This window comes from Ercella succinigenes (genome assembly GCF_900002895.1).
In genome coordinates this window covers 1-15,691 of sequence record NZ_CDHP01000041.1, presented here as the reverse complement: position 1 = coordinate 15,691, position 15,691 = coordinate 1, and the positions used below count along the sequence as shown (strand labels likewise).

The following is a 15,691-nucleotide window of genomic DNA, read 5'->3' as shown; positions in this document are numbered from 1 at the left end:
GACGCTATCGCCATCTTCGTTATGCTAAGGACTGGAAGATTGAATGGTTGATCCGTGCGGTCATCGACCGATTGCAACAGTTTAGTTTGATTCCAGTTTGATGATATCGCCTAACTAGAAATGCACTGCTCAACCGCGACTGCGGCTTGTTTCTGATTCCTTTCTTTCAACATCAGGAGCCAGGAAACAGCCATTTTTCTGATCTATTAATGTTTTCACCACTATTCAATTGTCAAGGTTCATCGCTCGAATGGTTTTTCTCAGATTTGGCTGAGAAACACTTAACCCGAGCCCTATTTGACGGCTACCTGCCGATTACAGGTTAAAATTATCTACGAAAATCTGAGATTTCACCAGTTTTTTCCTGGCTTAACAATACACCATTATCGTTAAATGTATACTTGTAGATATAACTGGAACCACTGATGGTGAAAGAACTTGTATAAGGAGATAACAATGTATCAGTTATACTTTCTACATTCCAAAGCAATTCTTCCCTCTCATTGCGGGAGAGCTTGCCGCCAAGAGAACCCTGTACGGAATAGAATTCCTGCAACTCTCCGGTATTCGTATCACATATTAGGAGTATTGCTGTGAAATTATCTCTTACCAGTTTTGTAAGTTCTTCGCTTTTTATATCCATAAGATCATTATCAAAAATGTAGTTAAGCACAGGGGCAATATCATCGATTCTCACAGAATCATACTCGTCTTTGTTTTGATCAGGAACATAATAAGCGCTCAAATAGATTTTATCATTGTATTCAATCATATCTGTAATATAATAACTGCTATTTTCCGATTCATAGGAAAAAGAATCTGTAATCAAGCCTTTACTATTTAACTTAAAAACTCTGGCATGTTCACTTGTATTGTAACTACCAAGCTGAACTATATAACCATCTCTAAGTTTTGCTGCATTCCAAATACCGTAGTTTCCAACCTTGTTTTTTTCAAAATTAACTACTTCCCCATTCAGATTAAAAACGTTTAAACACAGGTACTCTAAATCACCTCTGCTGAACACGGCTATTGTATTATCGATCGGGACTATCGCACCTATATATTCACTTTCAAAACCATTTTGCAACATCTTTTCCCATAGAATTTTTCCGTCTTTATCAATCATTGCTATCCAGGCATAGTCAGATTGTGTGCTTGACCATGTTGGTGTCTGACCGTACACAATAACAGAATCATTTATTGCAACATAATCTTCAATCCAGAAATCACTAAAGTCCACGCTCCATACTTTTTCTCCATCAGTATATTTTTCCAAAAGACTTTTGTCATGAATATCAAAACCTAGATTACTATCAAACTTATATTCAGAATGAAATTTGTAGAATATGCTTTCCTTTTCAGCAAACAGACTATCATTTTTGTTTTGCACAATGCTGTTTCTATAATTCCAAAGATTTTCAATATCCTCTTGCGAAGGTGATTCCTGAAAGAGTTCATAACCATAAATAGTATCTTTACGAATGCTATTTTCGATAACTTCAACTGTTTTTCCATAAATAAATTTTTTAGTGGAAATATCTCTGTAAACCTTCTTTATATCATTTCTTGAAAGACCGGCAGTTTCTAAATCATATTCACGGAAGAAAACCAACGCTTCGTTATACTCTTTATTTTCCTCTGCTATTACATAAACAGAAAAAGCTGAAATAAGACAAAAAACAGCTATACATGCAGCGATCATGTGTTTTATTTTTAAGTTTTTGGTTGCATTTTTTTTGCTTGGAATCGGACAATTTGATAAAATTTTTTCTTTGTCAGGAACGGGTATCGTATCAAGTTGTTTTAGAACATCTGATATTTCTTTTTCGTTCATTATTAACACCACCTAATCATAAATCGTAGCTTTTAAGTTTTTTTAGTATTCTCTGATATTTTTTCTGTGCGGACGGAATACTGATTTTCATAATTTTGGCAATTTCCTTGTACGGCATGTTTACATATAGACGTAATACGAGAATCTGCTTTTCATTATCTTCAAGGACATTCAGCATATCCAGCACTTCAAGTTGTGACAAGTCTATATTGCTGTCAGGGATATTTATCACTGTAGTGTCATCGATAGATATTGTTGGTTTTCTTTTGCGGATAATATCAATAGAACAATGACGTACCATTGTTAATATCCATGCTTTTGCATTACTTCCGCTTTGATATTTGTGTGCATATTTTGTTATTTCAATCATTGTATTTTGTAAAACATCTTCAGCATCCTGGTATTGTCCTGTGATTACATAAGCTACCGAAAAAATCATTCTTGACATATTATCGTAAATTATGGAAAGTGCATCTTTATTACCATTAGATAATTCAAGGATTGCCTTATCGCAAGCTTTATTAACTTGTATGTCTTGCACCAGAATTTTCACCTCCATAAATTACTTATACTTATATAGCGTTTGAAAAAGCCGTTTTCGGACAACTAGAAAAAAATTTTAAGTAAGTGTCAGACCAGGATTTTTAGAAAACTCTTAAAAAAAGGTTGAAAACACAACGTTTTCAACCTTTTTAACTTTCTTTGTCTGACACTTAGTCCTCCAGAATTTCTTTCTGAATTTTTTTGCTAAGAGAAGCCAATATTAGGTTATAAGATTTATCAAGCATGTCTCTTACAATCTCATCAGGCACATCACCATCAGTATATATGGAATTCCAATGCTCCTTATTCATATAATATCCCGGCATAATATCCTTGAATTGTTGTCTTAAAAATTCTCCATGAGCGGGCTCTAATTTAACAGTTATAATAGGTTTTCCTTCCTTGTCTCCACCTTGAAGGACAAACATTTTGTTTTTTATCACATACCTTGTAGCATTCCACTCTGGTTTATAATCTTTTTCAACACCTTTTTTAGAAAGACAATATTCGTCAAGCCATTCATATTTCATCGATCTTCCTCCGTTTTTGATATTTCCCCCATTATATTTGCAATTACATCCGGTAAGGCAAGCGCTAACTAATACTTTCATCATTTTATCGGATGCCTGATAACGGTTTTATATTTTACAGGATCAACTTTACGAACATCTGACAGATAGATTTCATGATGGTGTCTATTTTCGTTCAGATCATTTTTATAACCCTTTGCCTTCAGAAATTCATTCATTAATGCAACCGTAGCTGGTTCTTCATCAAAAGGACCAATATGCATTATCTGAACACATAGTCCCTCATCAATACTTAAGAATTCTGCACAAGAACAATCCAATTGTTTTTTATTAGTCGCCTCTTGAACAGCCCAGTCAAAATCTTTTTTTCTAACAAAGTCGGGCAAACGAATAACAGAAATCCATTCAAAGGAGGCTTTATTTGTGTAGTCCACCCCTTGTATATCATTTTGCCACCAGAAACCTTCCAAAGGCGGCACAACATATTCAAAAAAATCTTCAATACGGTAACTACTTTTATAACTCATCTTTATAGTATAAGCAACTGAATAAAGCACATTAATAGCCTTTTGATAGGCTCCATCCTTATCATTAGGATCACCCTTGCCACGCACTGCAATATAATTCATAGGTGGTACTGTGATAATTTCCGGCTTGTTTTTTGGCATATAAAACTCTTTGTATTCTTTCTTAAAATCAAATGCCATTTTTATTCTCCTACAGCTTTACAGCTAGTTTGACTATTGCTAAAGATAAAGCAATGATTATCGAGCTATGACCTATTAAAAAATGTCTAAGATATATTCGGCAATTTTTTTGTTATTTATAATATAACTGCCATGAGATTCATCTGCAAATATTTTTAATTGACTATGTTTAATATTATCAGCAATATACTCCAAATGATCCTGTTTGATCATATCCTTACTGCCAGCAGTTATATATACAGGAATATCAATTGTCTGCAGCATTTTTCCCGTTATATCAGGTTCTTCCAATAACATCTTTAATTTAGTAGATCTGGTAAAAAAGTAGAGTACACGAAAAATATTAAGCCAATAGTTTTTCAACCCTGACGGATCAGAATTAACTCCACTTACAACAATGCAAGATAAAAGATCAGGATATTTTATAGCAGTTAAAAGAGCAACTATTCCACCATCACTAAATCCATACAAAACAGGTTTTTCAATTTCTAATGTACAAATGAAATCATAAATATCCTGCACCATATCTTCATAATGATATTCAGAGACCGTTGAGCTCTTACCATGACCCCTGGAATCTATTGCATAGACAGTAAATCTGTTTTCCAATTCAGCTACAGCTTTCGAAAAAATGGCATGGGTCTCGCCATTGCCATGCAGCATTATAAGAGGTTTACCACTGCCGGTTTTTTGATAAAAAAGTTTAATTCTGGAATTTTCAAAAAACATATTTCTCTATCCTCACCAAATTTATCCTGTTAAATATTCAAACTGCTTAAATAATCAATTAAAGGTTTTATTCTTTCAATATTTGAATAATCATATGATTTAGAAATAGTTTTACTGGTTCCATTTTCTGTAGCGGATTTGTTTTTCTTAAATCTAAGAAAAAATTTATATATATTCATCATTATTCTACCTGATATTGGCATTTTATGATAATTCAAGCCGCTTTGGAAATAGAAAAAACTAACTCTTTTTAGCTCATCTTCTGAAAAATTGTTTTCCATTATTTTTGCAACAATATTTTTATTGTCAGGAGCTCCCCCAGTAGCAAAGACTATTAACTTTTGCTCGGCTTCTTTGTTGTACAAAAATTTATTTTTGAATTTCGCAAGTTCCTGAATTCGTCCAGCTCTGATTCCTGCCCCATAAATAATAATGCTATAATTTTTGATTTCAATGTTATTTATTTTATCAAGAGAAATGGTCTGACAGTTAACTGATTCAGATATCCACTCTGCATACTTTTTGGTAAATCCTGTCTTTGAAGTATAAATCAATAATGTTGATTTCATGTTTACACCTTCCATTTTATATTTACACTTTCCTCTTGATAACTATACCAGAATATTAGCTGCCATTGCGATACTTTTGGAGGATAAAAATATAAAGAAGAACAAGCCTTGTGGTGCAACAATTCGTTTGATCTTTCACTGGAATTATTTTTGATAGTATCAGTAACATAGTCGGTATCTGTTTTAGGTATAGGGTCATTATCGGTATCTGTGTCGATATTATTTTTCGTCCAAAATATAGTAGTAGGACCATCAGCACTGCCAATGATAGCAAGAGAAGCTGCTCCAGAAACTTCTGGTTCACAATCATTTAGAATATTTGAACTAATACGTGGGGCGTCTCCTTGTGAAATATCACGTAGAGAATAAGTATTGTCTGGCAGGTCAGGAGTGATAGTATATGTTATCTGCGAATAAAAACGTGGGAATTCCCAATCATCAATATTGAAGTCCTGCTCGGTTAGTTCTTCTTCTAAAGATTCAACTATGTTAAGACAATGCTTTTTACCAGTGATTGGATGTATAAATGGCATTTCCACACCTGTCTCTAACTTATAAAGGTGAGGTCCAGCTATCTCAACTGGTTCCAGAGAAAGACTAAATTCAATATCTTTAACACGGGGTTTACCGCTGCCTGCCCAATGATATGCCTGTCGCCAAAACAGCCACCCTTTATCTGCATCAAGCTTATAATGGGCAAGCACTGCTTTTGCAGGTAATAAAAAATTAGTATTAAGAAAAGGGTTCCATGATTCTCCAAAGCCGTGTGAAGACTCCAGAATTCTGCCATTAACCTTTACCTCTGCTCTAATTTCGCTTGTATATGGATTCTCAGCTATCATTTTCATACTATCTTTTTCGCTGAGATTTAACTCTGTGTCATTATTATCAGGTGTTAAATGCCATTTAGTCATGAAATTCCTTAAGTTCTCAGGTTCAATTAGTTTGCAGAAATCTACAACCAGACCAGAACCACAAAAATAAACGGCAGCTATAAGCCATCGCTCACCAGCCATATCAAAAGCTTTCATAACTAGTTTTTCTTGACCTGGTTTGCCTCGCCCATGTAAACTTAAAAAATCACCTTTGAAAATAACTCTCCATGGAGGTAAAGCTTCGTCAAAAAACAAATCTTCTGTAGCCATATATCTCCTTTGTTTTTACCGCCAGACAATTGTCTTTGCTTGTTTAGATAGATTTTGCTAAACGGAATCCAAGATCATCAATACAAAAAGAGGGATGTCCGCGCCTACGGCAAGTGGAACCACAACCTCTAGCAGATTCAGCCCAGCTGCCACCGCGAAAAACACGATACGAGCCATATGTTTTTTCATCATACAAGTCCCAGCACCATTCCCATGTGTTGCCCAGCATATCATATATTCCCCAGCTGTTTGGTTTTTTTTCTCCTACTTCATGAATTTTACCATTTGAATTTTCAACATACCAGGCAATATTATCAAGATCCCCGTATCTATACCCGGATGATTGAGCTTTGCAGGCATATTGCCACTCAGATTCTGTTGGCAATCTATATCCATTGGCATGCCAATCACAAAAAATTTCATTGTTCTGCTCAAAAATATAGCATTCTTCCAAACCACATTTTCGGGAAAGAATGTTGCAAAAAGAAATGGCATCATTCCAAGATACATTTACCATCGGAACAGAAGGCAGATCAGCGTTTAGTGATTCTTTTTGAGTTATCTCATAATACAGGCTTTTTGTCACCGCATATTTTGCAATAAAAAAAGGTTGTATAGATACATCTCTTTTTATTTCTAACAAATTCCCTTTTGATCCCGGCATACTCATTTTAGAATTCGAGCTAATCCATTTTATTTCATCTCGATATTCTCTTAATTGTTCTGTCCCGGCAGGGATAGGCACCATTAGTTTATCAAGATAAGTACATGTTTTTTGAATCATATATAAACACCTGATTATATTTTTGTTTTAGAGTTATTATATTGTTGATTACTATTTTACCACTATAGCTTCTTCTATTGTTATATAATAAGGCTAAGAATATGGCTTTTCCAACCAGCCTTCTTGTAAAATATATCCTCCTTTGTCCCCGCCTTCGGGGCCTAATTCTATAATATAATCTGCTTGGCTAATAATCTGAGGATTATGCTCAATAACAATAACTGTAGCGCCTTTCGAGACAAGTTCACTGATAATATAGCATAATTTATCTACATCATTACTGTGAAGCCCTGAAGTTGGTTCATCCATAATGTAGACGGCGCCTGCTGTTTTGCTATCACAAAGTTCTTTTGCCAGCTTAATTCTTTGAGCCTCACCACCAGACAAAGTGACTGCGCTTTGTCCTAATTTAATATATGAAAGCCCAACTTTACACAACATGTCGAGCATTTGATAAATTTTTTCTTCATTTATAAATGTGTTTTTCACTTCGCCAATTTCTAAATCAAGCAAGTCTGCTATAGAGTATCCGTCATATTTTATCTGCAATATTTCATCTTTATATCTTTTGCCTTTGCATTTTTCACAAGTTACATATATATCTGGCATAAAGTGCATTGGTACGGAGATCTCACCTGCTCCCTTGCAATAATCACATTGTCCTTTAGCGCTATTAAAACTGAAATGTTCTTTTGAAAACTTTTTCTTTTGGTTTTTGCTTATATCTGAATAATATGTTCTTATTAAGTCGAATACACCGGTATAAGTTCCAGGAGTAGACCTTGAATTCCTACCAATTGCGTTTTGACTTACATAATAAATTTCTGAAACTTTTTCTGCCCCTGTTAGACTGCTGTACTTCCCTGAAATATCTGTTTTTTTACCAAGTTCTCTTAAAATTGCTGGATATAGGGTTTTTGCAACCAAGCTGCTTTTACCTGAACCACTAACACCAGCGACACAAGTAAATTTAGCAAGAGGGATATTTACTTTTATATTTTTGAGATTATTTGTTTTAACACCTTCGATTGTTAACTTAGGTTCTTCTACAATATTTTCTTTGATTTTATACTGATAATTGTCAGAGATAGTTGTTTTATCTTTGTTGTTTTTTTGATCCGGATTACCTGATTTAATTATTTCACCACCATAATGACCTGCACCAGGACCTATCTCTATCATATAATCTGCTGTTTGAATTAGTTCATTCTTATGTTCAACAATAATAACTGTATTTTTTAATTTCTTTAAATCTTGAATTGCTTCAATCAAAAACCGAAAATCCCTTGGATGCAAACCTTTAGATGGCTCGTCCATAATATATAAAATATTAGAAAGACCAGAACCAAACTGGTTAGCCAGTTTCAATCTCTGAGCCTCTCCTCCCGACAATGTTGGAATACTTCTATCGAGATTTATATATCCTAGTCCAACTTGCTCCAATTTCTTCAGTTTTACTATTACTTTTTTCAGAATATCTTTGCATTTTTCTCTATTAAGAGAATTCATGTTACCATAAACAGAATGACACCAACTTTTCAAAGTGCGGATACTCATATTAGTGACTTCTGGATACCTTGTTCCTCCTAATTTCACCATCCTGCCTTCCTCAAGCAATCTTTCACCATGACACCTGCTGCATTTTTTATTTACAATAAAACGATCAATATGTTCTATGGATTTAGATGAACCATTATCATGCATAAGCCTTTGTAATATATTGACAACACCTTCAACTGGTCTGGTGATTTTACCAGACCTGCCATTTGGATTTTCATAATTTAATGTTACCGGTTTTCCGTTACTTCCATAAAAAATCTGTTGTTTGAAATCTTCAGACAAATCCACAAAAGCAACCTCTAAATCCTGTTTCATATCGTCAGCTAAAGCCAACACCTCACCTTTCATCCAGTTGGCATTTGGCTTTTCTCTATGTTTTCTGAGATTACCCCACCAGGGAGATGCTCCATCAAGGATTGATAATGATGGATTAGGTACAATCAGGTTTGTATCCACCTGCATTTCCTCGCCTAGTCCTTTACAAACAGGACACATATATTCAGGGTGATTATAGTTAAACATTGATGGCACTAGTGTAAAAAATATAGTTCCACAGCCTTTGCAAACATTATCTTCCGGAATATTTTTTTTGCAATGCGGACACATCCGTTCCCCAGCAATTGAAAATAAAAGGCGTATATATTCACCTATCTTCGTGACAGATGCAACTGTAGATCTTGGATTTAGTCCTAGACTTTTTTGCTCAATTGCTATGGCTGGCTGAAGTCCGGTTATTTTTTTTACCATCGAGTCCTTCAAATCTGACTCTGCAAAAATATTAGAAGAAAGCAAATCCATAAATTGTTTCTGACTTTCATGATATATGGTATCAAATGCCAAACTTGATTTTCCACTTCCGCTAACTCCAGTTATTACTGTAATTTTTTCTTTTGGAATCTTAACTGAAATATTTTTCAAATTATGAATATGTGCTTCTTCTACAATAATTTCATTGGAGTCAATTTTTTCAGATTCTATATTCTCATTGTTATCCAGTTCTTCAAAATAAAACTCACTATAATCACCATCAATATGTTCATGGGTATATTCATTCATTTCAGGAATGTCATGAAAAACTTTATAATCAGTCCAGTGCTGAACCCACTCAGGAACTATCACCTTATCTATGGTGATTTCTTCATATGGCATAATCTGCAAAATTATTGAATTGTCAAAACCATCAAATCCTAAGATGGAAACACTATTATTATATTGATCTAAAGATTTAACTTTGACAATTGTAGACGCTAAAGGATTAGGTCTAACGGGGGATCGTGTTGCAAACACACCACATCTGGGAGCATTTTCATATGGAGGTTTGCACATTAAGTGATCTCTATATTTCTTATCATCAAAACGATCAAACCACCATATTATTCTCAAAAAAGAACCTGCTTTAAAATGACTAACGGCTTTAGAAATATCTTCTTGAGCATCACTATCAGATTGTCCAAGCTTAATAATTTGACCTGCATGTGTATTTTTGAATTTGCCGATCGGCTTGCCCTCAAACTGTAAGGCTTTTATATACTGATTATCTGTCACTGTTTTTTTATCAAAATTATCAACTTTTTCTTCACAAGGAAAATATGGTTTAATATCAACTAATTCACCTGTAATAGGGGGTTTCTTATTTGGAAACGGTAATTCATTTGCAAAAGCACTTTCTACCATATTAATTGACAATTCTCCTGTTTTATCAGATATTTCTAATATCCTTGCAATAAAACAATAAATTTGGCCTTGATCTTTTGTAAACAAAATACAGTGACTAAACTGATCCAGCTTTGTCAATGCAGCTTTAAAACTTTGACCGATCTTAATGAAAATATGATCTGTTTTCAAGTCAATCTGATAGACTCCAATTTTTTGAAACTCAATTGTTTTCAACTGATATCCACCTTTCTTACAGGGGGATTACAGGTATGAATATCTCAACAATCCGCCTGTTATTTTCAGTTTCTTCCTGTAGAGGGAAATGCTCAAAGCAAAATCTGTCATCGGGCATATAACCGCTATCCGGCAGCCATTTTGAAATCATATAATTCCAAGCCCCCTGATATTCATCTGCCCCTAGAAAAAATCTGCCAACAGCATATCTACCGCCTGCTATTTCCATACAACCGAACTCGCCCTGACTTTTTACCGGTTCTTTAATATTCATACATACGCTTAATCTCAGTTTTTCATCTTCTGTCAAATCACTATAATCATGATAAACAACAAACCATTCTGTTTCCTGATTTATCAAGTTTTTTCTGTCAGCAAAACTGTATAGTTTGGTAAAAAGCCTATAAAACAACTCAGAATCGCCTTTATAGGCACCGATATATCTCGTATATAGTACTTTCAACGGTTCAAAAAACTGAATAGCAAGTTCGATAGGTTCATGATACACCGAATTATTCGTTAATACTTTTCCATTCGTGCGATTTATATTAATCATTTGGTTTATTTGAGAATCACTCATCTTTCTAATCTGGCTAGCATTGATTTGATACTTTTCTTTTAAAGCTTTGGCAAGAGAAGACTGGTTAGCAAAACCTACAGACAAAGCAATATCCTGTATTGTTAATAATTTGTTTCCTCTAAGCAGGAAAATAGCCTTTTCAAGCCTGAGTCTTTTGATAAAGCCGTATAAACTCTCATTGGTAAAATTTCTAAAAATTCTTTGAAAATGATATTGGGAAAAAGAAGCTATTTGTGAAAGTTCTTGGACATTCATCTCTTGATCAAGATGTTTTTCAATATAATCCTGAACTATATTTATTTTCTCAATATAGTTTTGTCTTGAATCATTGATAAGTTGTTTGTCCATTTTTGACTTCCTCAGCTTTCTTTTCGACTAAGTTTAATTATAATCAATTGTAAGCAGGATTACATTGATTTAGAAATTATGATATAATTTCTCCCTGTAAAAATAGAATAATCAAGTCTCTGGAAGACTTTTTGAAAGGTTTAAAACCAGTCAAAAGTAAGCCAATAACAAAAATTCTGTAAAAGAAGGCTGTTATTGGCTTGTTTTAATTTAAAACTTTTGCAATCAGGAAGGTAAACAATGAGTATTAAAAGATTAAAAACAGGATATTCTTCTTTGACAATAGGAATTGTTGGAGGAGGTCAATTAGGTAGAATGATAGCGTTTGAAGCCAAACGTATGGGTTTTAACGTTGTTGTTTTAGATCCCAAAACAAATGCTCCAGCAGCCCAGGTTTCAGACGAGCAGATAGTTGCAGAGTATAGCGATATAAATGCTTTACACGAATTAGCGAAAAAATCAGATGTAATAACATATGAATTCGAACATATTGATGCGGAATTGCTTAGTGTTATTGAGAAAAAAGGCAATTTAGTTTTACCTTCAGCAAATACGTTAAAAATAATTCAAAATAAGTATGTTCAAAAAAGTATGTTAAAGCGAATAGGTGTGAATATTCCCGGTTTTTGTTTAGTAAAAAACATCGAAGATTTAAAACAAGCTTTCGATAGATTTAACCAAAAAATCATTTTAAAAACCTGTACGGATGGTTATGATGGCAAAGGAAATATCATCATCAAACATTTTAACGAATTAGAAAAAGCATACAATCGATTCCGCGGACAAGATTTAATTGCTGAAGAATACATAGATTATGTAAAAGAAGTTTCAATTATAATTGCAAAGAATGAAGATGATCTAGTCTACTACCCGGTTGCTGAAAATTTACATTCAGATAGTATCCTTATAAAATCTATCGTTCCGGCCAATATTACAAATAGTATAGAAGAAAGAATTCGTACAACAAGCAAAAAAATAGTTGAAGAATTAGATGATTCAGGAATATTTTGTATTGAATATTTTATAGATTCAGCCTCTGAAATTCTTGTAAATGAAATTGCTCCTAGACCACATAATTCTGGTCATTATACTATAGAGGCTTGCATATCGTCTCAATTTGAACAGCTTGTAAGAATAGTATGCGGCTTGCCTCTTGGATCTTCCAGATTAAAATCACCTTGTTCCATGTATAATATACTAGGCAGCCAAAATGTAGTTGGTTCTTACTATATAGGAGGACTTGATTCCATTCTTGCCATACCAGATTGTTATCTGCATCTGTATGGCAAAGCAGAATCAGATCATTTGAAAAAAATAGGACATATAACAGCACTTGATAAAACTGTTGAACTTGCAGATAAAAAGGCAGAACAAGCATTAAAGAAAATCTCAATTCATACCAAGGAGTAAAATTTATGAAAAGTAATGAAGGCAAAAAAACACCAGTTGTAGGTATAATTATGGGCAGTAATTCTGATTTGCGAATAATGAAAAACGCAGCAAAAGTAATGGAAGAATTAGATATTTGTTATGAAATAAAAGTCGTATCAGCACATAGAACGCCGGAAAGAATGTTTGAATATGCCAGCACTGCACAAGCAAGAGGATTAGAAATTATCATTGCCGGTGCAGGCGGTGCAGCACATTTGCCAGGAATGGTTGCATCTTTAACAGCACTTCCTGTAATCGGTGTTCCTGTAAAACTAAAGGAACTAGATGGAATTGATGCTCTCTTATCAATTGCCCAAATGCCAGGAGGCGTTCCTGTAGCTACAGTTGGAATAAACAATGCAAAAAACGCAGCTCTTTTAGCAGCCAGAATTTTAGGTATAAAATATCCTGAAATAAATCAGACAATAAGAGATAATTCTCAATCTATAAAAGAAAATCTCATTTATGATCTGGAACAGGAGCTAAAAGACAGTTGGGCTAATGATTAAAAATTAACATTATCCCGCCAACAATGAACAGGCTGCCAATTCAGAAGTTTTTTTGCTTTTTCATTACTTAATAAAGTTTGATAATTATCAAGAGGCATACGAATATCGGTTACTTCTGGGAATTCAGCCTTCATTAACTCATCATTTTTTATATCCATACTAGTATCATCTGCAGCAAGATTGAGCGCAACAGATCCAAGACCATCTGCTTCAATTGCTAATCTGCATGCTGAAGCAATATCACGTGCGTCAATATAACTCCATAGAATTGTGCGGCGCGGATAAGAATCCTTGATGAATGCAGGGAAATTTTTGTACATTTCTGGTGTAATGACATTACCAATGCGCAAAGAAACAACCTGCATACCACATCGGCGATTTATCATATTGGCTGTTTCCTCAGCTACTATTTTTGACAGTCCATAACATTCTTCTGGCAGCTGCGGATGATCTTCATCAATTGGAATATATTTTGGCGCTAAATTCTGCTTGGAAAAGACTATACCATAAGAAGATTCACTAGAGGCAATCACCGCTTTTTTTATGCCAAGACCGGCAGCAGCTTCTAAGATATTGTAGGTACTCATTACATTGTTCTGAAAGGTAACTTCATTAGGATGACTGTAAGCTACAGGAATAGCAGCAAGATGAACCACAGCATCCGCACCGGCCAAGGCACCATAGCATTCACCTGCATTCATCAGATTAACCGTCATGAATCTTGCTGAACTTTCTTTTGGTTTTGTTATGTCCACCCCTAAAACGTCATATCCCATCTCAACAAAATGATCTACTACACACGGGCCCAATAGTCCACTTACACCTGTTATTACTACTTTTTTCATATCGATTACACTTCCTTCTTTCTATGGCAAGGTATTACCTGCAGCAAGATGAATTTCATACCATTCCTTACGTGTCAGATAAATATCTGCTGCTTTTATGCAATCCTTTAATCTTTCAATATTCATAGTTCCGGTAACAGGCTGCATTTTTGCCGGATGACGTAAAAGCCATGCCATTGCTATAGTTGTATTTGTCACATTATATTTGGTGGCAATTTCATTGATTTTAGCATTCAACTCAGGGAAATTATCATTGTCCAAGAATACACCTTCAAAGAAACCATGCTGGAAAGGCGACCATGGTTGTATTGTAATATCATTCAGTCGACAATAATCCAGCACACTGCCATCACGATCAACAGATGTTTCATCAAGCATATTTACATGCATTCCTGCAGAAATCATATTAGCATTGGTAATACTAAGCTGCAGCTGATTAGCTATAATCGGCTGATGCAGAGACTTTTTTAGTAATTCTATCTGCATAGGATTCTGATTAGATACACCAAAGTTGCGAACCTTGCCACTGTTATATAATTTGTCAAAAGCCTCAGCAACCTCATCAGGTTCAACTAATGCATCTGGACGATGCAGAAGAAGCACATCAAGATAATCCGTTTTCAGGCGTTTTAATATGCCGTCTACAGACTCTAAAATATGATCTTTTGAAAAATCAAACATACCTTTTCTGATTCCGCATTTTGACTGCAGAATTATTTTTTCACGTATAGTGTTATTCATTTGAATGGCTTTAGCAAATATCTCTTCACAATCTCCACCACCATAAATATCCGCATGATCAAAAAATGATGCTCCGTTTTCAAGAGCAGTTTTCACAAAAAGTTCTGCCTCAGTTTTGCTTAGACCGTTTATACGCATACAACCGACTGCAATAACCGGAACCTCTAAATTTGATTGTCCTAGTTTAATAGTTTTCATGGTAAAATCCTCCTGTCTTTATAAAGAGCTTAAACCTTAATGTAAACTTTAAGTCAATAGACAATCCTAAAATAATGAGTTTATGCAACTTAAATACTATCGTACATTTCTTCCATAATGGCTATCACATTATCGTACGAACTTTTGTACCGCTTGGGCAGACTATTATAATGATCAATAATTTTTTTGTAAAAAACTTCAGCCTGAGTTTTATCACTATTCTTCTGACAAAATTCAAGTATTGTTCCATAAAGAAAGAAAGGAATATAAAAAACCTGAACATCTTTTACAATAGCAAAAGTTGAGTAGTATTTTTTATAGTGATTATCGTATTTTTGTTCAACTATAGGAACAAGTGATAAGGCCTCACCTACTTGATCTAATCCTAATTCTATTTTTATTTGCAATACTAATGCTGACAAAAGATTATGACAAAGTCAAGTCCAAAAAGTTGGTGTAAATTGTCTTCCGGTATCTGCATGAATCAGGTGACAACATGCAGGTATGCTGCTCGTTCTGCTAACGCTTCTTTTCTTGCTGTTTCTCTCTCATCAAAGTAGCGATCCATTATGAAATACTTTTTGCCGGTCAACCATTTTTCATGGTGCTCCATCAGAACTGCTCCCATCAGTCGGATAAGACTGTCATCATTGGGGAATATCCGTATAACGCGTTCCCTACGACGTAGCTCTTCGTTGAGTCGTTCTATGCTGTTACTGGTTCTCAGTCGTTTGCGATAGGCTTC

16 protein-coding genes are annotated in these 15,691 nt (G+C 34.5%); 2 read left to right on the top strand and 14 right to left on the bottom strand.

Annotated elements, in window-relative coordinates:
* Positions 1 to 328: 328 nt before the first annotated feature.
* From AC0KSB_RS09925 to AC0KSB_RS09880, 10 genes are all read right to left on the bottom strand, one after another.
* A complete protein-coding gene (locus AC0KSB_RS09925) occupies positions 329 to 1,837 on the bottom strand; it encodes a hypothetical protein (protein ID WP_472308805.1) in 1,509 nt (502 codons plus the stop codon).
* 16 nt (positions 1,838 to 1,853) lie between these two features.
* A complete protein-coding gene (locus AC0KSB_RS09920; RefSeq protein ID WP_472308803.1) occupies positions 1,854 to 2,378 on the bottom strand; it encodes an RNA polymerase sigma factor in 525 nt (174 codons plus the stop codon).
* A gap of 172 nt (positions 2,379 to 2,550) precedes the next feature.
* A complete protein-coding gene (locus AC0KSB_RS09915; RefSeq protein ID WP_472308807.1) occupies positions 2,551 to 2,991 on the bottom strand; it encodes an MmcQ/YjbR family DNA-binding protein in 441 nt (146 codons plus the stop codon).
* Entirely contained in the window at positions 2,991 to 3,617 is a 627-nt protein-coding gene (locus AC0KSB_RS09910; protein ID WP_472308801.1) for a GyrI-like domain-containing protein, read from the bottom strand. The genes AC0KSB_RS09915 and AC0KSB_RS09910 overlap by 1 nt, the downstream gene beginning before the upstream one ends.
* A 75-nt stretch (positions 3,618 to 3,692) precedes the next feature.
* Positions 3,693 to 4,346, bottom strand: a complete 654-nt coding sequence (locus tag AC0KSB_RS09905; RefSeq protein WP_472308799.1) for an alpha/beta fold hydrolase — start codon at positions 4,344 to 4,346, stop codon at positions 3,693 to 3,695.
* A gap of 29 nt (positions 4,347 to 4,375) precedes the next feature.
* Positions 4,376 to 4,915, bottom strand: coding sequence for a flavodoxin domain-containing protein (locus tag AC0KSB_RS09900; RefSeq protein ID WP_472308797.1), 540 nt, complete (start codon positions 4,913 to 4,915; stop codon positions 4,376 to 4,378).
* A gap of 2 nt (positions 4,916 to 4,917) precedes the next feature.
* Positions 4,918 to 6,060, bottom strand: coding sequence for a hypothetical protein (locus AC0KSB_RS09895; RefSeq protein WP_472308795.1), 1,143 nt, complete (start codon positions 6,058 to 6,060; stop codon positions 4,918 to 4,920).
* Positions 6,061 to 6,103: 43 nt separating this feature from the next.
* The gene (locus AC0KSB_RS09890) at positions 6,104 to 6,844 is read right to left on the bottom strand and encodes a formylglycine-generating enzyme family protein (RefSeq protein ID WP_472308793.1); all 741 of its coding nucleotides are present in this window, start codon (positions 6,842 to 6,844) and stop codon (positions 6,104 to 6,106) included.
* Positions 6,845 to 6,937: 93 nt separating this feature from the next.
* On the bottom strand, positions 6,938 to 10,294 hold the full coding sequence (locus tag AC0KSB_RS09885; RefSeq protein WP_472308791.1) for a TrmO family methyltransferase domain-containing protein: 3,357 nt from the start codon (positions 10,292 to 10,294) through the stop codon (positions 6,938 to 6,940).
* A gap of 16 nt (positions 10,295 to 10,310) precedes the next feature.
* Positions 10,311 to 11,222: an AraC family transcriptional regulator gene (locus tag AC0KSB_RS09880; RefSeq protein WP_472308789.1), complete on the bottom strand. Its 912-nt coding sequence runs from the start codon at positions 11,220 to 11,222 to the stop codon at positions 10,311 to 10,313.
* 240 nt (positions 11,223 to 11,462) lie between these two features.
* Between AC0KSB_RS09880 and purK the strand changes: the two genes are divergently transcribed.
* Together purK and purE are read left to right on the top strand one after the other, a co-directional pair.
* Complete coding sequence (gene purK / locus AC0KSB_RS09875) at positions 11,463 to 12,632, top strand: 5-(carboxyamino)imidazole ribonucleotide synthase (RefSeq protein WP_472308787.1); 1,170 nt, start codon at positions 11,463 to 11,465, stop codon at positions 12,630 to 12,632.
* A 5-nt stretch (positions 12,633 to 12,637) separates the two neighbouring features.
* A complete protein-coding gene (purE, locus tag AC0KSB_RS09870) occupies positions 12,638 to 13,162 on the top strand; it encodes a 5-(carboxyamino)imidazole ribonucleotide mutase (RefSeq protein ID WP_472308785.1) in 525 nt (174 codons plus the stop codon).
* Here the strand turns inward: purE and AC0KSB_RS09865 are convergent.
* The 4 genes from AC0KSB_RS09865 to AC0KSB_RS09850 form a co-directional block, all read right to left on the bottom strand.
* Complete coding sequence (locus tag AC0KSB_RS09865) at positions 13,159 to 14,007, bottom strand: NAD-dependent epimerase/dehydratase family protein (protein WP_472308783.1); 849 nt, start codon at positions 14,005 to 14,007, stop codon at positions 13,159 to 13,161. The genes purE and AC0KSB_RS09865 overlap by 4 nt on opposite strands.
* Before the next feature lie 21 nt (positions 14,008 to 14,028).
* A complete protein-coding gene (locus AC0KSB_RS09860; RefSeq protein WP_472308781.1) occupies positions 14,029 to 14,946 on the bottom strand; it encodes an aldo/keto reductase in 918 nt (305 codons plus the stop codon).
* A gap of 89 nt (positions 14,947 to 15,035) precedes the next feature.
* Positions 15,036 to 15,353, bottom strand: coding sequence for a hypothetical protein (locus AC0KSB_RS09855; protein WP_472308779.1), 318 nt, complete (start codon positions 15,351 to 15,353; stop codon positions 15,036 to 15,038).
* A 77-nt stretch (positions 15,354 to 15,430) separates the two neighbouring features.
* On the bottom strand, positions 15,431 to 15,691 hold a 261-nt coding region (locus tag AC0KSB_RS09850), incomplete at its 5' end, for a transposase (RefSeq protein ID WP_472308777.1).